Here is a 23828-nt window from a genome sequence, read left to right as displayed (position 1 = left end):
AGCGGAAGGCCTTAGCGACCGGTCCCGCCAACGGGCGAATCGCGCATCGTCTGCTCCCGGATCTCGGCTTCCCGAGCCTTGAGAATTTCCAGATTCGCCCGGTGCGATGCTTCGGTAATGGGATAGAACAGCAACAGCGACGAGCCGATCGCCCACAATACGACTGTGGTCGGCACGTAGAACAGGATGAGGCTATCCTTGATCGCTTCGCTGACCCCTAGCGGGTCGGCACCGATCGGAAAGCTGGAGGCTTCCAGCACCAGGCCTGCGACCAGGACACCCAGCCCCACCGATGCCTGGGTGGTAAAACTGTTGACGGAGAAAAATACGCCTGCGTTATGCCGCCCGCTCTTGACCGCATGGTCTTCGACGGTGTCCGCGATCATGCCTGAGGAATTCATCAACGAACTGGCGGTCATGCAATGGTAGGTGGCACCGACAGCGAAGAGAGTGGGTAACAACAGCGGGTGCCCGGGCGGGAAGAACAGGTCGAGATAGGTCAGGATCAGCGGCATCACCCCGATGCATATCCCGCCGAAACCCATCGCCATTGCGGCATTGCGCTTGCCGAACCGCTTCGCCAGCCTCGGGGCGAGCGGTGTTGCGAGCGTCGCGGCAACAAGGTTTTCCAGCGTCAGGATGGCGAGTTCGCCAGCCGTGAGCTGGAAGACATAGGTTCCGAAATAGATCGTAGTGGCAACATAGAGACCGATTGCTGTCTGCTTGAACAGCGAATAGCCGAAGATCGCGAGGAACGGCCGGTGCGTGAAAGCATCGGCCATCTCGCGCAGGTGGTCGACCAGCGTCAGCTTCTGGGGCCTTTCACGGACTTGCCGCAAATACGGGATGCGGCTCTTCGTGCCGAAAGCGCTGGCAAGAACCGCCAGGGCGATCAGGATGCCGCCTGCAATGGCGAACCAGACATAGCCTTCGGGATTGAGCTGCCCGCGCGGATACTCCTCGGTCGGGACAAAGAAGAAGTAGAGGCTCATTGCGCCGAAGCCGAACGCCCCGATATAGCCAAACCAGAAGCGCAACGCGAAGAGCTTGGTCCGTTCGACATAGTCGTCGGTCAATTCCGTTCCGAGCGCGCTGGAGGGAATTTCGAACATGCTCATGCAGGCGCGGGTGAAGGCGGCAGCGCAGAACACCCATACTCCCATGCCCATGTCCGAGAGCCCTTCTGGCGGGAACCATGTCAGCGCGAAGAAGAAACCCGCCGGGATCGCCGCAGCAAACAGGTACGGATGGCGCCGGCCGAGCCTGCTGCGGGTCCTGTCGCTGACCCGGCCGATGATCGGGTCGACGATGGCATCGACCACGAGTGTCAGGGCAATCGCCGTTGAGACGATATAGGCGGGCACGCCCATGACCTGGTTGAAGAACAGCAACAGGTACGTACTGAACGCAGTCGTCTTGATTCCGCTTGCGAGCAGGCCCGTGCCGTAAAGCCAGCGCGTGCGCGCGGGCAGCGCAGGGACGTCAGGTTTGCTGGCGTCGGTCAAAATATGGGGGCCTTGTCCTCTCTCTTGGCCTCCTAGCCTAGAGCGTCAGCCGCAGGGCACAAGGCGCATTCGTTCAATTTCGCTTTGCAACCTGTTGATGACCATGGCTAAGCAGGCACTCAAAATGGAGAGGCGGCGCATGGCAGCCAATGAAGAACGCATCCCGGTGATCATCGGCGTGGGGCAGGTCAACGACCGGCCCGCAGACCCGCGCGAAGGGCTCGATCCCCCAGGGCTGATGGCCGAGGCGCTACGCCGCGCCGATGCCGATGCCGGCGGTGGATGGCTAGCGGATTGCGACTCGCTTGGCATTGTCGGGCAGATCGCCTGGCCGCATTTGAATCCCGTGGCCGCGAAGGTATCGGACCTGCTGGGAATCACCCCTGCGCATGTCGACGAGACCAGTCCGCATGGAGACAATCCGATCCGCCTGCTCAACGAAGCCGCCAATCGCATTGGTGCGGGCGAAGCGACCATCTGCGCCATCACCGGCGGCGAAGCGCTGCGGACGGCGGGCGGCCTCGCCAAGCTGAAGGCTGCAGAGGCCAAACCGGACGAGAAGCCCAAACAGCACAACGCCCTGCGTGACGCCTCGCACAGGGTGCGGGTCGGCTATGCCCAGAGCTACGGCCTGGTGGTCCCGGTCGATGTCTATCCGCTCTACGAAAACGCCTTTCGCGCCGCTCAGGGGCAGAGCCTCGCCGAGGGCCAGGCGGAAAGCGGGGCGATCTGGGCGCGATTCTCGCAAGTGGCGGCGGAGACGCCTGCGGCCTGGATCCACGAGGTGCGCAGTGCGCAGGAAATCATCGAAGTCACCACCGATAACCGCCCCATCGCCTTCCCCTATACCAAGCTGCAGGTCGCCAATTCCTCCGTGAACCAGGGTGCAGGCTTCATCGTCACATCACTGGCAGAGGCCAGGCGGCGCAAGGTGCCGGAGGATCACCTGATCTATGTTGGAGCCGGGGCAAGCGCCTTCGAACCGGACAGCATCCTCGCCCGCGACAGCTACACACACTCCGCCGGCATGGAGACCTCCATCCGCAAGGCGATGGAGTTCAACAATCTCACCGTGAACGATCTCGACCATGTCGAGCTCTATTCCTGTTTCCCCTGCGTGCCCAAGCTGGCGCGGCGCACGCTTGGCTGGCCGGTCGACAAGCCGATGACGGTGTTCGGCGGGCTCACCTTTGGCGGCGGCCCCATCGGCAATTATATGAGCCACGTCGTCGCCTGTATGGTGGACAAGTTGCGCGATGGCGGGGGAACAGGCCTCATGTTCGCCAACGGCGGCTACGCGACCCACAGCCATACCATCGCCGTGAGCACGCAGCCGATCGCAGGCGTCAGTTTCCCGCAGGATTTCGACGTCAATGCGGCAGCCGATGCGGCCCGGGGCGACGTACCGACACTGGACAAGGACTATGTCGGCCCAGCCACCATCGAGACCTACACCGTCCACTACAAGCGCGATGGTTCCCCGCGCATGGGCACTGTCGTGGCCCGCACGCCCAGCGGCGCGCGCACGCTGGCAATGGTTCCGGCCGAAGACGAAGCAGGCATCGCGGCCCTGACGGACGGTTCAACCGAGCCGGTCGGTCGTGGCGGCACGATCACACGCGGAAACGGCGAGGACGACCTCGCCATCTGGTTTATGGGCTAGTCGTCGGACGTGGTGCCGATTTCGTCACGGGCGGTCTCTTCCGGGACACGCCAGTAGCGCTCCATCTTGAGGTAAGTGAATGAGGCCGTCCACCCGACCAGTACCAGCCCGTTGAGAGCTTCGATCCCCGAAACGATACGGATCGCACCATGCGGGAACAGGTCACCGATCCCCAGCGTGGTGTAGGATGTGATGGAGAAGTAGAACAGGTCGGCAAAGCCGGGGTTGGCGTCGATCCCGCCAACATCTCCGAGACTGCCGTCCTCGATCATCCAGAGGTAGGCGGCGGCATAGAGCACCACTTGCAACAGGTGCGAGAGCATCGCCAGCGCCAGCACCACCACCATGCGGGTGCGCGGGTTGATAGGCAGGTCGACAATCCAGTTGGACGTCGAACGCAGGACTTCGTAGTGGATCGCCAGCGTCAGCGCGACCAGCACGAAAGAAATGGCGAAAGCGGTGATCATGCCGGTATCGTGGTCCTCTTGCCGCTAAAGACAGCTTGCCAGTTCTCGATTTCCGAGAAGACGATGTCGTCGGTGTCATGCACGATCTGCGCGACTTGCGCGAAATCGAGTCGTTCGGCGGGGGCCGCCAGCAAGGCTTCGATCCGGTGGGCAACCTGGTCGAGCTCATTGGCGGTCGCTTCGGAAATTTCAGCGAAACGTTCGAAGTCGGCAAAATAGCGGATCGCAGCGATAGCACCGCCGACTGTCGGCAAGGCCACAGCAATCACAGTGAACCACTTGGCGCTCTTCTCAATCAGGTAGCCATCGATCACGCCAAGCGCCCCGAGCGCGGCCAGGACCAGATAGAGCCCGACGAAGAAAACGGCTGCGGCGAAGGAATATTCGGACAGCCGATCGAGCTGGTGATGCACATGCTCCAGCCGGCCCGACTTGAACCGATGATAGGATCTTTGCGGGTCGACATGATGATCGCGCAGCAGTTCCAGCACCCCGCGAAGATAGTCGGTCCCGACCCTGATTTGCGGCAACCCGATCCCGCTCAGCGTATGGCGGACGTACCATTCAGGCCACCAGCTGGAGACACCCAGCGGCCAGCGGCCAACTGCGCGCGCCACGCCCAGCGTCACCAGGAAAGGGCTATGGCGAAGATATTCGGCTGCCCGCCTGCTTTCGAACCAGCGCCCGTGAAAGCGCCGCTTCTGACCGCGCGCCGTGTTGGCGACAATCGCCAGCAGCAGCGCCAGCTCCAAGCCGGCGAAGACCCATTTGTGGGCAGTATCCGTGAGCGGAAGATACAGCGTGCCGACAATGATCGCAGCGGCACCGAGAATGAAATTGAGCACCATCCCCGAGCGATAGCGATCGGCGAGGCTTGAGGAGATCCCGTCGGACCAGGCGAAACGACGCAGGATCTCGCGCTCGATGCTCCCTGCCAGTTCCTGGTCCTGCCCGGGCAGCGCTGCTACGGCATCAAGCAATGCCTTGCCGCTGCCTGTCCCGATCTCTTCGGGTCGTTCGTAGCGCTGACGCAGTGAGGCCAGCCGTTCGCTCCACTTCCTGGCTCCAAAAAGCGCTTCGACCCGCCGATATACGTGGCTTGCCGAGCGGCTGTGATCGCGCCAGCTTTCCGCGCCAATCGCTGCGATTCCGGCGAACCGCCCTGCCGTGCGCGGCGGGTCCAGCACCAGCGCATTGCGCACCTGCAATGCAAGCTGTTCTTGAGGAGGTTTCGTGCCGGCCCCGGCAGCAGCCATCTCCTCTGCGGTATGATAGATCTGCCATGCTTCGGGTCGCTGGGGATGGATCCATACTACGGGAACGCCAAGGCTTAGCGCAGCGGCAACGGTGTGCCCCGTCCCACCCACCGAATCGACTGATTGCCCATCCCACACGGCAATCAGGATATCGGCCTGTTCGACCAGCAGCTGGCCAGCCATGGAGGCCCGCCGCGATGTGGCGACTCGCAATCGCTCGTGTTCGGGGCTGTGAGGCCCTTCGGAGCCAAGCGCCGCCAGCAACAGTCCGGCCACAGCCTCGTCCTGCTCTGCCAACTCGAACAATCGCGCCTTGTGCGCCAGCGCTTCGATAGCAGCAACACGGGCTGCGGTGTCTTTATCGGGGGGCACTTTGCCGGCGAGGATGGCTTCGGCATCGGCGACAGTCGCCGCGCCGGCATTGATCGCTGCATTGAGCGCGCGTCCGAAAGGTAGCGGTGTGACGAGTTCCCATCCTCGCTCCAGTGCCCGCATGGCCGCATGGTGATCAGCGCCATCGGCGAGCAAGGTAATCATACGGGTCGTGCAACTGCATCCACCGCCCGCCGGTGTCTCCGCAGACGAGACAGCCTGGTCAACCTGATCGAGTATGGCGTCGATTATCGCGTCGAGACCGCTCGTCGTATCCGGGAAAGAGGGATGAGACGTGCGATGCCCGGTCACTCCCACCACCAGGCATGCTTGTGGCAAGGGAGGTGCCAGGGCTGGCGTCGCTGCTGTTTCCCCTTGCACCTTCGCTACTGCCCCCAAACTCCCTGACCCGATCGAGCCTAGTGGCTTGGGTTCTGCATCACAAGCATCTGGACATTCGACAGCAGAGAAGTTGTAAGCTACTTCCGTGACTTGTCATGGGGTGGGAGGACAGCGCGCTCCAATGAGCTACGTGCAATGAGCCAGACTGGTGCCGAACCGCCGTGGGTGTTCCTGAGTTATTCCCGGGACGATCAGCCGCACGCGCGCGAAGTCATCGCTGCACTCGAGGCTGCCGGCGTCACAGTCTGGTGGGACGGTCTGCTGCAGGGCGGTGCACGCTACAACGACATAACCGAGCATAAGCTGGAAAATGCCTATGCCGTCATTGTTCTGTGGTCCGAAACATCCACGCATTCGCACTGGGTCCACGATGAAGCCATGCGCGGGCGCGATCGCGGCGTGCTGCTCCCTGCCTCTATCGATGGCAGCGAACCCCCGCTCGGGTTTCGCCAGTTCCAGTGGATTGCGCTGGGCGCACCGGGCGGGAAGCTCAACCAGCAGGGGCTGGAAACTCTGGTCCAGTCGGTCGAGCGGTTGCACCCCGGCCTTGCGGGCGAGACTCCGCCTGCACCTCGACAAAAGGTAACGGAAGCGGCGGCTGGTCCTGCCGGGGCCGGGTTCAGGATCAACCGGCGCGCAGCGATCGGCGGCGGTATCGCCCTCGCGGCCATTGCCAGCGGCACACTGGCATGGCGCAGTGGGCTGTTTGGCGGAGAGCACAGCAACAGTGTTGCAGTCATGCCGTTCAACCGGATCGGCGAAAGCAGCGACCAGGCCTATTTCTCCGACGGGCTGGCTGCGGAAATCCGCGCCCGGCTGGCCCGCAACCCGCTGCTCAAGGTCGCGGCGGAAGCCTCGTCCAAAAGCTTCCGTGACAGCAACGCCACCGCTCGCGACATCGCCGACCAGCTGAAGGTCGCCTATTTGCTGGAAGGCAGTGTCGCTCGCGAAGGTGAACGCGTTAAGGTCAGGGTCGATCTCATCGACGGCGGGGACGGGACAGTGGTGGTCCCGCTTGACTACGACCAGTCGATCGACAGCATTTTCGATATCCAGGATGCTATCGCCGCCAAGGTTGTAAGTGAACTGGCCGCGCAGTTCGACGGGAGCGATCCTGCCGCAACGATCGGGGGCACCCACAGCGTCGCGGCCTATGAAGCCTATCTGCGCGGGCGCGAACTCTATGACCTGGGCAGCGACGAGGCCAGCGACCGGGAAGCGCTGGCCAAGTTCGAGGAAGCGATCAGGATCGATCCCCAGTATGCTGCCGCCCATGCCGGCAAGAGCCGCTCGCTGGCCCTGATCGGCAATCTCTATACCGGCCCGGCCGAGCGCGAGGGCATCTATAGCCGCGCAGTCGATGCCGCCCGCGAAGCGATCCGGATTGCCCCCGATTTTGCAGACGGGCACTCGAACCTCGGCTTTGCCATCGCCATGGGCCAGCTCGACATGAAGAGCGCGCGCGAGCCCTACCAGCGGTCCTACGAACTGGGCGCAGGCGATGCCGATATCCTCAGCCGATATGCAATTTTCCGTTCACGCATCGGGGATTCGAGTTCGGCCCAATCGGCCATCAGCCAGGCTGCCAGCCTTGACCCGCTCAATGCCCGGGTCTTCCGGCTCAAGGGCGATATCGAGTATGCCGCAGGACGACCGACCGAGGCGCTGGCGAGCTTCCGGCAAGCCAAGGCGATCCAGGACAGCATCTCTTCCTACCATTGGCGCGTCGGCCTCGCTCAGCTCGAACTGGGTGACAACCAGGCCGCCCGCGATTCGTTTGCTCAGGATAATTTTGTCGTCTGGCAGCATACCGGCGGTGCCATCGCCGAGCACCGTTTGGGTAATCTGGCCGCTGCCCAGGATCACCTCGCCCAGCTCAAGTCGGAGTATGGGAACAAGAGCAGCTACCAATATGCGCAAGTCCATGCGCAATGGGGCGAGATCGACAAGGCGCTGGCGGCACTCGAGGACGCCTGGCGGCTGAAGGACAGCGGCCTGTCGCAGCTCTTTCACGATCCCCTGCTTGCACCGATCCGCGAAACGCGCGAATATCAGGCGCTTGCCAAACGGATCGGGTTTGTTTGAGGGTCGAGAACGATAAACGGAGACAGCAAATGAAAACGAGACGATTGATCTGGACAGCCCCGCTGGCCACCGGCCTGTTGTTGGCGGCTTGCGGTGACCCGGCCACAGAAACAACCGAAGTGCCGGTTGAAGAACCGGTCGTCGAAGAAGCGCCGGCGGACGAGACTGCAACGGCAGGCGAGATCCAGGGTGCCGACGAGCGGACCGGACCGGATGAACGCACTGGCCCTGACGAGCGCACCGGTCCCGACGAGCGCACGGGGCCGGACGAACGCACCGGTCCCGATGAGCGGACCGGCCCGGATGAACGCACCGGCCCTGACGAAGACTAGGTAGACCCAACAGGATGCGGGCCGTCACCGGGAGAGGAGGCGGCCCGTTTTCTTTGCCGGTGGGCGATCGCTGCTAGGGCAAACGATGCTTGCCAGGCTCGCGTGCCTTGGCCTTGGCACGCTCGATCCAGTCACGGAACGCCGCGACATTGGTATAGACCGACGGAACCCCAGGTTCTGCGCAGCCGATCCCGGCCGACACGATCCCCACCAGCTGACGCCGATTCCCGACCTTGCGCGTCATCGGCCCCCCGCTGTCGGTATAGCAGGCATCGCGCCCGGGAATCGGCGAGCGGGCACAAATGATATCTTGCGCGGCAAACATGCTGAACTGGTCGTACCGCGCGCATTGCGACGTCGGCAGCGTGCCCAACGTGATCTTGGTCAGGAAACGGGCATTGCGCTGGGTCCGGTTATGGATGTCGAGCAGCGGGTCAGTGCCCTCCTCGGTTGCGCCCGTATAGCCCCAACCTGTCACCAGCACCGGCGTGTTCGAAGGCAGGCTGGTCGATGCCGGGGCAAGGTCGATGGGAGCCACCAGCCCCTTGCGCCGTAGCCGGTCGAGCCGGCTGTCGGTCCTGATCCGAAGCACGGCGATATCGGCATTGCCGCGCGCCTTGCCGTAGTCCTGGTGGATTACCATCGATAGGATCGGAAAATTGCTCCCGCCAGAGGCGATATCGAGCGTGCCAAGCCTTACCTGCATCTCACCCATGCTTCGCTTGGCGACGCAATGCGCCGCGGTGACGATCAACCCGTCACCAATGTAGGAGCCCCCGCATTTGTGCGATTTCTCAAAGTTCTGGCGTTGCTCCGCACCGGGCCGGCGTGTGCCCGATGTGCCGAATGGGTCGCCCGGGCGCGGCAGGAACAGCTGCGCCTGCCACAAACCTTCAGAACGCGCGGCCACCCTTCCGCCGACCGGGGCAATGCCGATGATCTGGTTGGAATAGATCCGGATTTCCTTGAGGCCGGTCACCAGAGGCCGCTCGCCGGAATTGTCATAGTACCCGCGCAAGGCTTCGCACACGCGCAGCTGGGCAATGGTCTCGCACATGCCTGGCGGCAAATCATCTCCCGGCTCGATGGACCATATCCGCGGATCGAGCGGATCGGGCGAACCAATCGCCAGAATGTGATAGTTCCCGAATTCTTCCAGGCGCGCTGGAGCATCGTAATTGTCGCCCCAGGTTACGGATTCTACCCTGTTGCCGTCCTGGTCGACAACGATCTCAACTACGACCGGGGCGGAATAGAGGTGGGTGAGCTTGCGGTCGGGCCCGATGGCGATCAGGGAAATCTCGCTCACATCCTGTATTTCGAGATCGCTCCACGCCCGGATGAAAATCGGCTTGAAGTACATCAGCTGCGGCGGATCGCTGACCGAGACCATCGGGCAGGATCCCGGTTCGGCCGGAACATGCGAGACGCAAATGTCGAACCAGCGCCCCTGGTCGTTGACGAGGCCAAGGAGCCCATGATGGCGCGCCACAGGTGCCATCGCCTGACCGAGGCGGATGAGAAGATCAGGACTGTCGGCAGCGCCCAGATTGGTAGGTACGGGTACGTCCGATGCCCACTCGGGCCGGCTCGGCTTGCCCGGAGGATCGATCTGCTTCCCGCTCCGGCCTTCCCGGAAGATCACGCCGGCGCTGGGAACATTGAAGTTCATGATCTCGGCAATATCCATCGCCGGAGACGAATAGCGCCCGTTCGCCCGGTCGAAGGTGTAGCGCTTGATCCGTGAAAACAGCAGGTCCTGGAAAAATTCGGGATTGGGCGTGACCTGGAATTCGGCTGCGTCTTCCTCCACCACCGCCCATCCGGCTTGCGATTCGATGAAGGCGATGATTTCCTCGCGCCGGTCGACGATATCCGGCGAAACGGCAATGCCGGTCTTCATTATCGTCTCTGGGTATTCGACTACGTAATCATCGTCTGCGCTGGCCCAGTCGGGTCCCGGCACAGCTTCGGAAGCAGCGGCGACTTCGCCGTCTACCGGTGTGGCAGGTGGAGTGGTATCGGCGGACAGCGGGGCCTCGCTCCCAGCAGGTGGTTCAGCATCCTGCGCCACCACCAACTGCGGAGTCAGCCATGCCAGCGCCAGGGCCGCCGGGCCGCCAAGCCATTTGCTCGCTTTCACATGGTCCTCCCCTTGCTGCCTACGGTACGACGAACACGGCCGGCGTCTTGTAGGCCTCATTTGCTTCGAGGCGTTTTCGATATTCGAGATTCAACCGATCCTTGGCGTTCGATACCCAGTGCCGAAACTTGTTTGCACGCATATAGAGACTTGGAAAGTCGCCATAGGCACAGCCGACCCCGGCAGTGACGATGCCAATCAGGTACCGCGTGCCATCGAATTCGCGGGTAAGCGGACCGCCGCTGTCCTTGTAGCATGCATCTGCGCCCTCCGTTGGCGAGTAGATGCACAGGCTTTCTTGCTTGTCATAGAATCTGAAATTGTCGATCGAGCACCGGTCTTCCCGGGCGACCTTGAGATCGAGCTTCTGCAGGATGCGCGGGTTGCGCTGTGTGTCGCCCTTTATGTCGAGCAGCTTGTTGTCGCCTTCGATCGATGCGCCGGTGTAGCCCCAGCCGGTCACGCGCACGTCGGTCTCTACCGGCAGGATGGCAGCGGAGCCGACGGCAATATCGAGCTTCTTCACCTGTCCTGCCTTTTCCATCTCGCCAAGGGTGGTGCTGGGCAGGAGCTTGATGACGGCGAGATCCGCGCGGCGGCGGCTATTGCTTGAGCGCGGATGGAACGCGACGGATTCGATGCGGAAGGCGACACCTCCGCTAGCGATATCATTGGTTCCGAGCCTGATGCGAAGATTGTGCAGCCGTATCTGCGGCGGGGTATCGCCGCCGGTTGGTGGTATGCAGTGTGCCGACGTCAGGACGAAGCCTTCGCCGATATATGTGCCTCCGCACTTGTGTGCTTTTTCGTAGTTCTGGCGATGCACTTCCCCGGGACCCTTCGACCCGGTCAATTCAAACGGCCCGCCGTCGCGCCGGAAGAACAATTGGGCCTGGAACCGCGCCTCGCGGTCGTCTGTCGGCTCGCCCATTACGATCGGTGAGGGATAGCTCAGCTCTTCTACCGCCGTCACCGTCTGGATGGCAATGTTGTTGGTGAAGGTATTCGGGAAGCCTGAGCGCCCGCCTACCAGATAAGAACACAGCCATTTTTCATACTCAGTCGAACACACAGTCGTGTCGAAGTCCTGGCCCAGGAGTCGGTCGAACACACGGGGATTGATCGGCTCCTCGGTGATGAAGGTGATGATCTCGTACCGCCCCGGTTCAGTGAGCGTGACCGAGGGATCGCTGCCTGTCGCGAGAGATATGCCCGGTGGTGCTTCGCTCTCGGCGTCGACTGCCGGGCCATCGGATGCTCCCTCCTGCGATGGCTGGCTGGCGCGTGTCGCCAGCAAAGGCTTTATGGTGAAGTCAGGCTGGATCGCGATCACAGTGACATAAGGCTCACCGGATCGGTCGCTTGCCTGCACCTGGACGAACAAGGGAGAACCCGCGTCGACCGTTCCTGGTTCGCGGGTAAATGGGAATGGGCATTGGCCCGGGGTAGCCGGCGTGTTCGACAGGCAGGTGGAACTCTTGATCCTGTCGGTCGGGTATTCCAGTCCCAACAGGATGTGCCGACGCAAGAGGGGCGCCAGCGCCAAGTCGAGCCGCTGGCCGAAACCCTCGCTGGTCAGCGAACCAAGGCCTATCCACTTCGGGACGTTGGTGGCCCAGCGATACCGCCGTGCGGGGTAACTGTCGTAATAGGTGTATATCTGCTCCAGCGACATCGCGCCTTCGATGTCAAAGCGCTTGTCATATCCCTGCTGGGTTTCCGGCGTCATGCCCTTGATCGGCAGGAGCAGGATATCTTCCGGAGATTCCGGGTTGGCGGCAAATTCATAGGTTGGATTGGGACCAGGAACCAGCTCGGGCCGCTCGGCAATGGCTGCTTCCAACATCGTGATCTGGCCATCATCCAAATTTGGATGGAGGCGAACCCGGAGGGGATCGCGATGCGGCGGACGAACAGGTGCTGGCGCGCTTTCCGGCGGTTCGACCAAGGTGACTACCGGAATGTCACCACTCTCGTCAGGTTGTACAACAGGCCCTGTTTCGAGGTCCTGCGCCATGCTGGCTACTGGCAAGGCAATAGCTAGCAGGCACGCGATCAAACCTGCGAGGCGCTGATATTTGCGCATCACCCCCTCCTGTCCCTGATGGGGGGATACGCGATAATATGTCAGAATGCATAGGACATTTGCGACAGTCGCAAGACGACTGCCATCACAACGCTGCTAACGACCTGGTCGGGAATGCGGTGGTTGCGGGGGTTGGATTTGAACCAACGACCTTCAGGTTATGAGCCTGACGAGCTACCGGACTGCTCCACCCCGCGGCACCTATTTGTCACGCCCTCAATCGCCGGGCGCGAGCCCTCCGGCTCGCTTGGCTTCCGCGCTAACCGCGCGGGGGGCGGTCGCCCTTGCGACCCTGCGGGTCGATTGGGCCAGGCATCCCGGCGTGTGCCAGAGACGCCAAAAGGGCCGCCCTTATCGGGTCAGCCCTTCGACTTGTGAATGGGTTTCGTTACCACGCCCGCAAGCTGTAATGCCTCGCGGCGACCTACTCTTCCATGCCTTAAGACATAGTACCATCGGCGCTGTCTGGTTTCACGGCCGAGTTCGAGATGGGATCGGGTGGGTCACAGACGCTAAGACCACGAAGCAATAGAGCTTGCGGACGGGTATAATCGATGCACCTGGTTGGTGAGAAATCAGTGGGCGATCTGGCTGTGAGGATCCTCCTCATCAACAACAGGTCCATTCAGGACTGTCATTGACAGTGCAGACTCTCAAGCGCGATCAGAACTATTAGGACCGGTTAGCTCCACACATTACTGCGCTTCCACACCCGGCCTATCAACGTCATGGTCTATGACGGTTCGAAGATACCTAATCTCAAGGGAGGCTTCCCGCTTAGATGCTTTCAGCGGTTATCCCGTCCATACATAGCTACCCTGCGGCACCCTTGGCAGGATGACAGGTACACCAGAGGTATGTTCACCCCGGTCCTCTCGTACTAGGGGCAACTCCTTTCAAGTATCGACGCCCACGGCAGATAGGGACCAAACTGTCTCGCGACGTTCTGAACCCAGCTCACGTACCACTTTAATTGGCGAACAGCCAAACCCTTGGGACCTGCTCCAGCCCCAGGATGTGATGAGCCGACATCGAGGTGCCAAACGATTCCGTCGATATGAGCTCTTGGGAATCATCAGCCTGTTATCCCCGGCGTACCTTTTATCCGTTGAGCGATGGCCCTTCCACGAGGGACCACCGGATCACTATGACCGACTTTCGTCTCTGCTCGACTCGTCAGTCTCGCAGTCAGGCAGGCTTATGCCATTGCACTCTCGCAGCCGGTTTCCAACCGGCCTGAGCCTACCATCGCGCGCCTCCGTTACTCTTTAGGAGGCGACCGCCCCAGTCAAACTACCCGCCACAGAGGGTCCCACTACCGGATAACGGTAGGTGGTTAGACATCAGAAAACAGCAGGGTGGTATTTCACCTATGGCTCCACTCGGACTGGCGCCCAAGTTTCAAAGCCTCCCACCTATGCTACACAACTCTTTCCTAATGCCACTCTGAAGCTGCAGTAAAGGTGCACGGGGTCTTTCCGTCTAACCGCGGGTACTCCGCATCTTCACGGAGAATTCAATTTCGCTGAGCATATCCTGGAGACAGTGGGGAAGTCGTTACGCCATTCGTGCAGGTCGGAACTTACCCGACAAGGAATTTCGCTACCTTAGGACCGTTATAGTTACGGCCGCCGTTTACTTGGGCTTCAATTCGGAGCTTGCACTCCTCCTCTTAACCTTCAAGCACCGGGCAGGCGTCAGACCCTATACGTCGTCTTGAAGCCGACTTAGCAGAGTCCTGTGTTTTTGATAAACAGTCGCTACCCCCTGGCCTGTGCCCCCTGAAAAGAGTTGCCTCGATTCAGGGCCTCCTTCTTCCGAAGGTACGGAGGCAATTTGCCGAGTTCCTTCAGGATACTTCTCTCAAGCGCCTTGGTATACTCTACCTGACCACCTGTGTCGGTTTCGGGTACGGTCTATACGGAGAGGCTATTTCCTGGAACGACTTGGCAGCCCAACCAATCCAATAAGGTTGAACTACTTCCGCCATCCGTCACACATCTCCAGGCCCACGAATATTTACGTGGTTCCCATCGACTACCCCCTTCGGGCTCGTCTTAGGGGCCGGCTAACCCTGCGCCGATTAGCGTTGCGCAGGAACCCTTGGTCTTTCGGCGAGAGGGCATCTCACCCTCTTTATCGCTACTCATGTCAGCATTCGCACTTCCGATATCTCCACCGTCGGTTACCCTTCGGCTTCATCAACTTACGGAACGCTCCGCTACCGCTGCAGTAAACTGCAACCCTAAGCTTCGGTGCATATCTTTAGCCCCGTTACATCTTCGCCGCAGGAACCCTTATTTAGACCAGTGAGCTGTTACGCTTTCTTTAAAGGATGGCTGCTTCTAAGCCAACCTCCTGGTTGTTTTGGGATTCCCACATGCTTTCCCACTTAGATATGACTTGGGGACCTTAGCTGTAGGTTAGGGCTGTTTCCCTTTTGACGACGGACCTTAGCACCCGCCGTCTGTCTGCCGGACAAGACTCGATGGTATTCGGAGTTTGGTTAGGTTTGGTACCGCTCGCGCAGCCCTAGCCCATCCAGTGCTCTACCCCCATCGGCATACATCCGACGCTCTACCTCAATAGATTTCGCGGAGAACCAGCTATTTCCCGGCTTGATTGGCCTTTCACCCCTAAACACAACTCATCCGAGCATTTTTCAACATGCAACGGTTCGGTCCTCCAGTGCGTGTTACCGCACCTTCAACCTGGTCATGCCTAGATCGCCGGGGTTCGGGTCTAATCCAACATACTCAGTCGCCCTATTCAGACTCGCTTTCGCTTCGCCTACACCTAACGGCTTAAGCTTGCATGCTAGATTAAGTCACTGACCCATTATGCAAGAGGTACGCTGTCACCCCCTATGGGGCTCCAACTGCTTGTAAGCATCCGGTTTCAGGTACTGTTTCACTCCCCTAATCGGGGTGCTTTTCACCTTTCCCTCACGGTACTGTGTTCGCTATCGGTCATGTACGAGTATTTAGGCTTGGAGGGTGGTCCCCCCATGTTCAGACAGGATTTCACGTGTCCCGCCCTACTCAAGTCCTTTTCAATCACTTTCGCATACGGGGCTGTCACCCGCTATGGCCACACTTTCCAGAGTGTTCTGCTAATTTATGAAAAGGCACTGGCCTGGTCCCGGTTCGCTCGCCACTACTACGGGAATCTCGGTTGATGTCTTTTCCTCCGGGTACTGAGATGTTTCAGTTCCCCGGGTTCGCTTCACCAAGCCTATGTGTTCAGCTCGGTGATACCTTGTCCACCTCTTCCGGTCTGTCCGAAGACAAGCAGGAAGAAATGGTGAAGGTGGGTTTCCCCATTCGGAAATCGCCGGATCAAAGTTTGCTCACAACTCCCCGACGCTTATCGCAGCGTGCCACGTCCTTCATCGCCTGTACATGCCAAGGCATCCACCAAATGCTCTTACCTCACGCTTGAGAATCCACACCATCAACGACAGGCCTGCATAAAAGCCTGTTCGTCGAAACGATGATGCGGAGGATAATCTCAGCCAGATATTTCATCTGATCAATGCAATACGTCCACGCCCAATCCGAAGATCGAACGCCACGTATCGCGGCATCGATTATAAAACCCATTCACAATGTCAAAGACAGCGGTCGAAACCGCCTACCCGCCAAATGCGGGATCCGTTTTCTTTTCATCCTGGAGAAACTGTTTGGGATGGTGGAGCCTAGCGGGTTCGAACCGCTGACCCCCTGCTTGCAAAGCAGGTGCTCTACCAGCTGAGCTAAGGCCCCATTGCCCAAAAAGCGCAATGTAATGGTGGGCCTGAGAGGATTTGAACCTCTGACCTCACCCTTATCAGGGGTGCGCTCTAACCAACTGAGCTACAGGCCCACGCTAGCCACAGCCGGCCAAAAGGCCAGGCCGAATAATCAGCAGGTGGCGTGAGCCGGCTCAGGCATATCACGCACACGATCGCTCGTGAGCGTAATCTCCAGTGATGAAAGGACATGAGGACGACGGCAATGTTCTTTGGAAACATGCGAAGCTCTTCCGGGCCGAAACCCGGCGCTTTCGCAGTTATCCTTAGAAAGGAGGTGATCCAGCCGCAGGTTCCCCTACGGCTACCTTGTTACGACTTCACCCCAGTCGCTGATCCCACCGTGGTTAGCTGCCTCCGTTGCCGGTTAGCGCACTACCTTCGGGTGAAACCAACTCCCATGGTGTGACGGGCGGTGTGTACAAGGCCTGGGAACGTATTCACCGCGGCATGCTGATCCGCGATTACTAGCGATTCCGCCTTCATGCTCTCGAGTTGCAGAGAACAATCCGAACTGAGACATCTTTTGGAGATTAGCTAACCCTCGCGGGATCGCTGCTCACTGTAGATGCCATTGTAGCACGTGTGTAGCCCAGCCTGTAAGGGCCATGAGGACTTGACGTCATCCCCACCTTCCTCCGGCTTATCACCGGCAGTTTCCTTAAAGTGCCCAACTAAATGATGGCAACTAAGGACGAGGGTTGCGCTCGTTGCGGGACTTAACCCAACATCTCACGACACGAGCTGACGACAGCCATGCAGCACCTGTCACTAGGTCCCCGAAGGGAAGGAATCTGTCTCCAGAAGCCGTCCTAGGATGTCAAAGGCTGGTAAGGTTCTGCGCGTTGCTTCGAATTAAACCACATGCTCCACCGCTTGTGCAGGCCCCCGTCAATTCCTTTGAGTTTTAATCTTGCGACCGTACTCCCCAGGCGGATAACTTAATGCGTTAGCTGCGCCACCCAAGCTCCATGAGCCCGGACAGCTAGTTATCATCGTTTACGGCGTGGACTACCAGGGTATCTAATCCTGTTTGCTCCCCACGCTTTCGCACCTCAGCGTCAATACCTGTCCAGCGAGTCGCCTTCGCCACTGGTGTTCTTCCGAATATCTACGAATTTCACCTCTACACTCGGAATTCCACTCGCCTCTCCAGGATTCTAGCCATCCAGTTTCAAAGGCAGTTCCGGGGTTGAGCCCCGGGATTTCACCCCTGACTTAAATAGCCGCCTACGCGCGCTTTACGCCCAGTAATTCCGAACAACGCTAGCTCCCTCCGTATTACCGCGGCTGCTGGCACGGAGTTAGCCGGAGCTTATTCTCCCGGTACTGTCATTATCATCCCGGGTAAAAGAGCTTTACAACCCTAAGGCCTTCATCACTCACGCGGCATTGCTGGATCAGGCTTTCGCCCATTGTCCAATATTCCCCACTGCTGCCTCCCGTAGGAGTCTGGGCCGTGTCTCAGTCCCAGTGTGGCTGATCATCCTCTCAGACCAGCTATAGATCGTCGACTTGGTAGGCCGTTACCCCACCAACTATCTAATCTAACGCGGGCCCATCTAAAGGCGATAAATCTTTGGTCCGAAGACATTATCCGGTATTAGCTCAAATTTCTCTGAGTTATTCCGGACCTAAAGGTAGGTTCCCACGCGTTACGCACCCGTGCGCCACTAAGCCCGAAGGCTTCGTTCGACTTGCATGTGTTAGGCATGCCGCCAGCGTTCGTTCTGAGCCAGGATCAAACTCTCAAGTTTGTGTCACATACCAACCAGGCACGATCCGAAGATCGCCGACCTGAGAGGCATGAGCTTCAAGGAGCCGATACCTGCACTGTCAAACGTAATGGATACGAATGAACATGCATCATCACAGACCGCCTGTGGAGGCGATCAGGATGTGGCGTCGGCTTGATTTAACCGGTTACCGGAGCCTTGAGGTCCCCGGACCGGGCGCCGTCGCCCACATGTCCCTTCATCAAAAACTAACAATGTCAAAGAGCCATCCAACATTAAAAGCGGACAGCGAAGGCTTCCCCGATTTACACCGGGGGACCGGCTATCCGTTTATGTTGGCGACCAACGTGGTGGGCGGCTTGGAGACCGTCAGCGCCGCGTCGGTGAGGGCCATCTAGGCGCGCTTCCGGATTCGGTCAACGCCTTTTTGCAATTTTATTTCAAGGGGCCGAAAAAATCCCGGATTTCTGCGGGTTTCAGAGCCCCCTAGCCCAGCCAATATGGTGCGAGGGGTTCGATTTTCAACGGGCGTAACGAGTGAATCGGGGGCTACCGCTCCATCTGATAGCGCGAGTCACGCGTGCTATCGCACGGAAATCTTCACTTTTTTGGGTTAATCGCGCCCTGTGATGGATCCTGAAGCCCAAGTCCCGCCCAGCGACGGCGGATTCGCGAATCGCGTGCGAAGCGCCGTGGCCTGGCGCTGGGGCTCGCAGATCGTGGCGCAGGTCATCGCCTGGACCTCCACCATCATGGTCGTGCGGCTGCTCGACCCCAGCGACTATGGCCTGTTCGCCATGACGCAAGTGGTACTGACCGCCCTCGCCTTTCTCAACGGTCAGAGCTTTGCCACCTCGCTGGTCCAGACCGACCATCTCGACCGGCGGCGGATCGGCCAGGTCTTCGGGCTCCTGCTGCTGTTCAACGGGACGCTGGCGACAATCCAGTTCCTCGGCGCACCACTGATGGCTGCCTATTATCGCGAACCTCTGGTGGCCGACATGCTCCGCATACAAGCCATCATCTTTCTCACCGTGCCGTTTACCGCGCTCCCGACCGAGCTGCTCGCCCGGCGACTCGAGTTTCGCATCCAGGGCAAGATCAGCATGGCAGCCGCGATTCTTTCCGCCGTCGTGGCGCTCGCACTCGCCTGGCTCGGGTTCGGGGTATGGGCTCTGGTCTACGCCCCCATTGCCGGTTTCACGGCCCGCGCCATCGGCCTGACCATAGCCGCCCGGTCGCTGGTGCCACCGGTATTCGACTTTCGCGGCGCGGGCGATTTGGTGCGCTTCGGCGGCGCGTTGACGCTGTGCCAGCTGTTCTGGATCTTCCAGAGCCAAAGCGACATTTTCATTGCCGGCCGCAGCTTCGACACGCACGACCTCGGCCTATACGCGGAAGCACTGTTCCTGACGCTGATCGTGACCGGGCGCTTCCTGCCTCCGATCAACGACGTCGCTTACCCGGCCTATGCAGAGCTGCATAAGGCCGGAAAAAGCATTGGACCCTATTTCCTGCGGACCCAGCGCACGGTCCTGCTGGTGACGGCACCGATCTATTTCGGCCTCGCGCTCACGGCAGAACCTGCGGTGCTGACACTGTTCGGCGAGAAATGGGCCGAGATGGCACCGATTGTCGCCGGACTGGCGCTGGCAATGCCGGCGATGGCGCTGCAGATCGTCTGCAGCCCAGCCACCAATGCCATGGGCCGCCCCGGCATCTACCTGCGCAACAATGCCTTTGGTGCGGTACTGTTTCCCGCCAGCTTCCTTTTCGCGATTGCCTATGGCCCCCAAGGGCTGGTGCACGCCTGGTGGTTCGCCGCGCCGCTGTTGCTCGGTTTTACCCTGTTCAACACCCTGCCTCGTGTCGGGCTGGCATGGGGCGAGCTGTTGCGTGAGCTGGCACCGGTGCTGCTGGCGAACGGGCTAATGGTGCTGATGGTGCTGGCGGTCCGAGCGGCACTTCCCCCCCTCCCGCATATCGCCATGCTGGCTATCGAAGGTGCAACCGGCGCAGCGACTTACGTGCTGACGATCAGGCTGCTTTGGCCGCACCTGATTGCCGAGACCTGGGCAATGCTGCGGCGAGAGCCTGCATCCGCGCCAACGCTTGCCGGTCAAACCACCAATAGCGCGGATCCAGCCGCGGCTTGAGCAGCGGCAGGTACTCCTCATAAAGCGACGCCATCTGTGGCGGCAGGCCCGCAGGGCCGGTGCTGCGCATGATTGCGCTGACGATCCGGTTCTGGAAATGCCGCAGGCTGTAATTGCGCATGCGGGCATACTGCATCTTCAGGCCGGACGCAGAGAGCGTCACCGGGTCGCACAGGAATCGCGCCCCCGGACACGGCACGACCCGCTCGTCATCCCAATGGTCTTCGTGCTGGAGGTCGGTCTTGGCGAGAGCACCGACGAGGCTGTCATCGCCGATCAGGTCTTCGGGCAGCCGTACGCCGCCAGCCCGCATCCGCTCAACAAACGACCCGCTAAGCGCATAAAGATCGCCGAACATGCCATGCTCGGCCACTATGCTCCGCTGGTAGGTCGAGGCTTGCCGCCCGTTGGCGGGCATGGCTGATGCAGCATTGGTGCCCCGCAGTGCCAGCGCGTCCACCATTATTTCGATCGATCCCGGAAGCACCACCGCATCGCCATCGACGAAGACATATGCCCGGCCCTGCATGGCGGGCGTATCGAACATGATACGGTTCCAGCTGCGCGACTTGCCACCCTGCTCCCAGTCATGAACGATGACCCCGGGAGTCTCGCGAGCGATTGCTGCTGTGCGGTCGGTTGTGCCGTTCACGACTACATGCACGGCATAACCGGGTTCGCCACAGGGCAGGCTCGCCAGGCATGCGCCGATCCGCTCCTCCTCGTTGTGGGCGAGGACGATAATGCAGACAGGCTGCCGGGCCTCAGGCGCACCGCACGATTGCGTTTGGTCGATCACGCCCCGCCCTTACTCGAAAACCCCTTTCCAGAATATTCGATTAACTATCAAAATTGCATCGCGAGGCGCAGGATTGGTCGGTCAAGGGCGACATGGTATCCTGCGCAGGCAAGCGGGCAGCCCCGAATGCCCCATGGGAGAGAAACATGCTGAAACGGCTCATCGGTGTCGCAGCCCTCGTCGTAGCAACCCCGCTCTTGGCCAATAGCACGGCCTATTTCCCGCAGGCAGACGACCCTGCGGCGAAAGACGAAGAAGCGCTGACGCCCGACCTTATCCAGGCGCAAAAGGACCGCTATGAGCGGTTGACCGTGCCCGTCACCATCGAAGGCAAGGGCCCTTATCGGTTCATGGTCGACACCGGCGCGCAGGCGACGGCGATCAGTCGCAATGTGTCCGATGAGCTGGAACTGCCCTCGCTCGGCACAGCCACGCTGGTGGCCATGGGCAGTCGGCGCGAAGTCGACATGGTGCAGCTCAACGGGCTCGAGTTTGCCGGGCGGCTGTTCGACAATCTCGAATCGCCGCTGCTCGACGCGCGTCATGTCGGCGCCGATGGCATCCTCGGCCTCGATTCCCTGCAGGACATGCGCGTGCTGATCGACTTCAAGGAAGATCGCATGCTGGTCGCCGACGCCGGTTCGCTGGGCGGTAACAAGGGGTATGAGATCGTCGTCAAGGCGCGCCGCCGCCTCGGCCAGATGATCATCACCAATGCCCGTATCGACGGGGTGAAGACCGCTGTCATCATCGATACCGGTGCGCAGAACACCGTCGGCAACCGCGCCTTGCAGCAAAAGCTGCGCTCGCGGGCGGAAACGCAAGTGCTTTCGACCGACGTCAACGGTGTGCAAGTGATCGGCAACCTCGGCTTCGTCCGCAAGCTGAAGATCGAAGGCATGGAACTGACCAATGTCCCGATCTCGTTTGCCGACAGTCCGGCTTTTGCCGCATTGGGCCTTGAAGACCAGCCAACCATCATCATGGGCATGCGCAACCTGCAGAACTTCGAACGGATAGCGATCGATTTTTCCAGCCGCCGGATATTGTTCGACTTGCCGGCCGGTTCGTACAACGTGAACCCCTACGAACGCGTCTTCTTCCCGAGCCGGGTCGGGAACTGACGCCACACTGCAGCGCGCCGTCATTGCGCTTGATGACCGCGAGGCCCATCTAGTGGGGCCATGGCGCATCCTCTCCCCACTTCGGACACCCAGGTCGATGTCGATGGCTGGGCAACACTGCGCCGGTTCCTGCCCTATCTCTGGCCCAAGGACAGGCCCGACCTGAAGGCCCGCATCATCGGCGCGCTGGTGCTGGTGCTGCTCGCCAAGGCGGTGATCCTCGCTACGCCTCTGGCGATGAAGCAAGTGGTCGATACCATGGCCAGCACAGGTGACGAGCTGTTGTGGGTGGCGCTGAGCTTCGTCATTGCCTTCACCGCCGGACGCTTCCTTGGCGGCGCGTTCGACCAGTTCCGCAACATCGTGTTCGAGCGGGTCGGGCAGGAAGCGACACAGAACCTCGCCGAGGATACGTTCGACCGGCTGCACCGGCTATCGCTGCGCTTCCACCTGTCGCGCCGCACCGGTGAAGTAACCAAGATCATCGAGCGCGGGACCAAGAGCATCGACACCATGCTCTACTTCCTGCTGTTCAATATCGGGCCCACTATCGTCGAGCTCCTGGCAGTGGGCGTGATCTTCTACACATTGTTCGGACTTGAGCTGGTGCTGGCGACGGCTGCGACAGTCGTCATCTATATCGCACTGACTCGCTGGATTACCGAATGGCGGACGCAACTGCGCAAGCGCATGAACGACCTCGACGGCACGGCGCTGGCACGGGCGGTCGATTCGTTGCTCAATTACGAGACGGTGAAATACTTCGGGGCCGAGCAGCGCGAGCAGCAGCGATACTCGCAAGCGGCTAAGGATTATGCCGAAGCGGCGATCAAGTCCGAGAACTCTCTCGGCCTGCTCAATATGACGCAGGCTTTCATCATGAACGCGCTGATGCTGTTCGCGCTCAGCTTTACTGTCTGGCAATGGAGCAAGGGCCTGCTCACAGTCGGCGACCTCGTCGCAGTGCAGACCTATTTGATGCAGCTGTTCCGCCCGCTCGACATGCTCGGCTTCGTCTATCGCACCATCCGGCAGGGGCTGATCGACATGGCCGCCATGTTCAAGCTGATGGATACTTCGGTCGAAGTCGAGGATGTGCCCGGCGCACCGGCACTCATAGCCAACCCACCGACGATTGCGTTCGAGGATGTGGTGTTCGGCTACGAACCCGACCGTACTATCCTGCATGGCCTGAGCTTCGAGGTTCCTGCCGGATCGCGGGTCGCCATTGTCGGACCGTCCGGTGCCGGCAAGTCGACCATCGGGCGACTGCTGTTCCGCTTCTACGATCCTAAGGACGGGCGCATCCTCATCGCCGGACAGGATATCGCCAGGGTGACGCAGGAGTCCTTGCGCGAAGCGATCGGCATCGTTCCGCAGGACAGCGTTCTGTTCAACGACACGCTGCGCTACAACATTGCCTATGGGCGAGATGGTGCCGGTCAGGAAGCGGTCATTGCCGCCGCCCGGGACGCGGCGATCCTGCCCTTCATCGAGAAACTGCCCGAGGGGTTCGAAACGCAGGTCGGCGAACGCGGGCTCAAGCTGTCAGGCGGCGAGAAGCAACGCGTCGCGATCGCGCGGACGCTGCTCAAGAACCCTCCGATCCTGTTATTTGACGAAGCCACCAGCGCGCTCGATTCGCGCACGGAGCAGGATATTCTGGCGACCCTCCAGCGCGTCAGCCGCGACCGAACCACGCTCGCTATCGCCCACCGGCTCTCCACCATTGCCGATGCCGACACCATCCTGGTGCTGAATGAGGGGCGGCTGGAAGAGCAAGGCCGCCACGCGGACTTGCTCCGGCGCGACGGCCTCTATGCCGAAATGTGGGCCCGCCAGCAGGCCGAAGCCGAAGCACCCGCCGAAGCGGCTGAATAGGGTGTCTCTGGCGGCCGGCGTGACCCGTCGC

At 60.5% G+C, this 23828-nt stretch carries 12 protein-coding genes, 3 tRNA genes and 3 rRNA genes; 6 read left to right on the top strand and 12 right to left on the bottom strand.

Annotated features, from left to right (window positions below):
* Positions 1–11: 11 nt before the first annotated feature.
* Positions 12–1505 (bottom strand): MFS transporter, encoded by a 1494-nt coding sequence (locus QPW08_RS04015; protein WP_284124455.1) that lies wholly within the window; start codon positions 1503–1505, stop codon positions 12–14.
* 103 nt (positions 1506–1608) lie between these two features.
* On the opposite strand from QPW08_RS04015, the gene QPW08_RS04010 reads away from it, so the two are divergent.
* Positions 1609–3168: an acetyl-CoA acetyltransferase gene (locus QPW08_RS04010; protein ID WP_284124454.1), complete on the top strand. Its 1560-nt coding sequence runs from the start codon at positions 1609–1611 to the stop codon at positions 3166–3168.
* Here QPW08_RS04010 and QPW08_RS04005 read toward each other — a convergent pair.
* Together QPW08_RS04005 and QPW08_RS04000 are read right to left on the bottom strand one after the other, a co-directional pair.
* Positions 3165–3635, bottom strand: coding sequence for a potassium channel family protein (locus QPW08_RS04005; protein ID WP_284124453.1), 471 nt, complete (start codon positions 3633–3635; stop codon positions 3165–3167). The two genes, QPW08_RS04010 and QPW08_RS04005, sit on opposite strands and share 4 nt — an antisense overlap.
* Positions 3632–5428, bottom strand: a complete 1797-nt coding sequence (locus QPW08_RS04000) for a hypothetical protein (RefSeq protein ID WP_284124452.1) — start codon at positions 5426–5428, stop codon at positions 3632–3634. Before QPW08_RS04000 ends, QPW08_RS04005 begins: the two co-directional genes overlap by 4 nt.
* Before the next feature lie 372 nt (positions 5429–5800).
* Here QPW08_RS04000 and QPW08_RS03995 point away from each other — a divergent pair, with 372 nt between their 5' ends.
* Positions 5801–7750, top strand: a complete 1950-nt coding sequence (locus tag QPW08_RS03995) for a TIR domain-containing protein (RefSeq protein ID WP_284124451.1) — start codon at positions 5801–5803, stop codon at positions 7748–7750.
* Between the two features lie 29 nt (positions 7751–7779).
* Entirely contained in the window at positions 7780–8082 is a 303-nt protein-coding gene (locus QPW08_RS03990) for a hypothetical protein (RefSeq protein ID WP_284124450.1), read from the top strand.
* 73 nt (positions 8083–8155) lie between these two features.
* On the opposite strand, the gene QPW08_RS03985 is transcribed toward QPW08_RS03990, so the two are convergent.
* From QPW08_RS03985 to QPW08_RS03950, 8 genes are all read right to left on the bottom strand, one after another.
* Positions 8156–10225, bottom strand: a complete 2070-nt coding sequence (locus QPW08_RS03985; protein WP_284124449.1) for a serine protease — start codon at positions 10223–10225, stop codon at positions 8156–8158.
* 19 nt (positions 10226–10244) lie between these two features.
* Positions 10245–12311 carry a serine protease gene (locus QPW08_RS03980; protein ID WP_284124448.1) on the bottom strand — a complete coding sequence of 689 codons (2067 nt, stop codon included), beginning with the start codon at positions 12309–12311 and terminating at the stop codon, positions 10245–10247.
* 120 nt (positions 12312–12431) lie between these two features.
* A tRNA-Met gene (locus QPW08_RS03975) sits at positions 12432–12508 on the bottom strand.
* Between the two features lie 214 nt (positions 12509–12722).
* Positions 12723–12837, bottom strand: a 5S ribosomal RNA gene (gene rrf / locus QPW08_RS03970).
* 126 nt (positions 12838–12963) lie between these two features.
* Positions 12964–15751: ribosomal RNA gene (locus tag QPW08_RS03965) — 23S ribosomal RNA — on the bottom strand.
* A gap of 248 nt (positions 15752–15999) precedes the next feature.
* Positions 16000–16075: transfer RNA gene (locus tag QPW08_RS03960), tRNA-Ala, on the bottom strand.
* A gap of 23 nt (positions 16076–16098) precedes the next feature.
* Positions 16099–16175, bottom strand: a tRNA-Ile gene (locus QPW08_RS03955).
* Positions 16176–16371: 196 nt separating this feature from the next.
* Positions 16372–17858: ribosomal RNA gene (locus QPW08_RS03950) — 16S ribosomal RNA — on the bottom strand.
* Together the 16S, 23S and 5S rRNA genes with 3 tRNA genes alongside form the textbook arrangement of a ribosomal RNA operon.
* Positions 17859–18466: 608 nt before the next feature.
* On the opposite strand from QPW08_RS03950, the gene QPW08_RS03945 reads away from it, so the two are divergent.
* A complete protein-coding gene (locus QPW08_RS03945; protein ID WP_284124447.1) occupies positions 18467–19993 on the top strand; it encodes a lipopolysaccharide biosynthesis protein in 1527 nt (508 codons plus the stop codon).
* Here the strand turns inward: QPW08_RS03945 and QPW08_RS03940 are convergent.
* Entirely contained in the window at positions 19875–20792 is a 918-nt protein-coding gene (locus tag QPW08_RS03940; RefSeq protein WP_284124446.1) for a glycosyltransferase family A protein, read from the bottom strand. The two genes, QPW08_RS03945 and QPW08_RS03940, sit on opposite strands and share 119 nt — an antisense overlap.
* A 146-nt stretch (positions 20793–20938) precedes the next feature.
* On the opposite strand from QPW08_RS03940, the gene QPW08_RS03935 reads away from it, so the two are divergent.
* The gene (locus tag QPW08_RS03935) at positions 20939–21916 is read left to right on the top strand and encodes a retroviral-like aspartic protease family protein (protein ID WP_284124445.1); all 978 of its coding nucleotides are present in this window, start codon (positions 20939–20941) and stop codon (positions 21914–21916) included.
* Positions 21917–21976: 60 nt separating this feature from the next.
* A complete protein-coding gene (locus QPW08_RS03930) occupies positions 21977–23797 on the top strand; it encodes an ABCB family ABC transporter ATP-binding protein/permease (RefSeq protein WP_284124444.1) in 1821 nt (606 codons plus the stop codon).
* Positions 23798–23828: the final 31 nt, after the last annotated feature.

Source organism: Parerythrobacter aestuarii, from assembly GCF_030140925.1.
Taxonomy (GTDB): Bacteria; Pseudomonadota; Alphaproteobacteria; order Sphingomonadales; family Sphingomonadaceae; genus Parerythrobacter; species Parerythrobacter aestuarii.
Note: the sequence above shows the minus strand (reverse complement) of the source record. Positions and strands in the feature narration are given on the sequence as shown.

What these genes read in the sequence shown, in the direction of transcription:
- QPW08_RS03990 (WP_284124450.1), top strand. Translation starts at nt 7,780, where the DNA reads ATGAAAACGAGACGATTGATCTGGACAGCCCCGCTGGCCACCGGCCTG.
- QPW08_RS03930 (WP_284124444.1), top strand. Translation starts at nt 21,977, where the DNA reads ATGGCGCATCCTCTCCCCACTTCGGACACCCAGGTCGATGTCGATGGC.
- QPW08_RS04005 (WP_284124453.1), bottom strand. Translation starts at nt 3,635, where the DNA reads ATGATCACCGCTTTCGCCATTTCTTTCGTGCTGGTCGCGCTGACGCTG.
- QPW08_RS03945 (WP_284124447.1), top strand. Translation starts at nt 18,467, where the DNA reads ATGGATCCTGAAGCCCAAGTCCCGCCCAGCGACGGCGGATTCGCGAAT.
- QPW08_RS04000 (WP_284124452.1), bottom strand. Translation starts at nt 5,428, where the DNA reads ATGATTACCTTGCTCGCCGATGGCGCTGATCACCATGCGGCCATGCGG.
- QPW08_RS03995 (WP_284124451.1), top strand. Translation starts at nt 5,801, where the DNA reads ATGAGCCAGACTGGTGCCGAACCGCCGTGGGTGTTCCTGAGTTATTCC.
- QPW08_RS04010 (WP_284124454.1), top strand. Translation starts at nt 1,609, where the DNA reads ATGGCTAAGCAGGCACTCAAAATGGAGAGGCGGCGCATGGCAGCCAAT.
- QPW08_RS03935 (WP_284124445.1), top strand. Translation starts at nt 20,939, where the DNA reads ATGCTGAAACGGCTCATCGGTGTCGCAGCCCTCGTCGTAGCAACCCCG.
- QPW08_RS03980 (WP_284124448.1), bottom strand. Translation starts at nt 12,311, where the DNA reads ATGCGCAAATATCAGCGCCTCGCAGGTTTGATCGCGTGCCTGCTAGCT.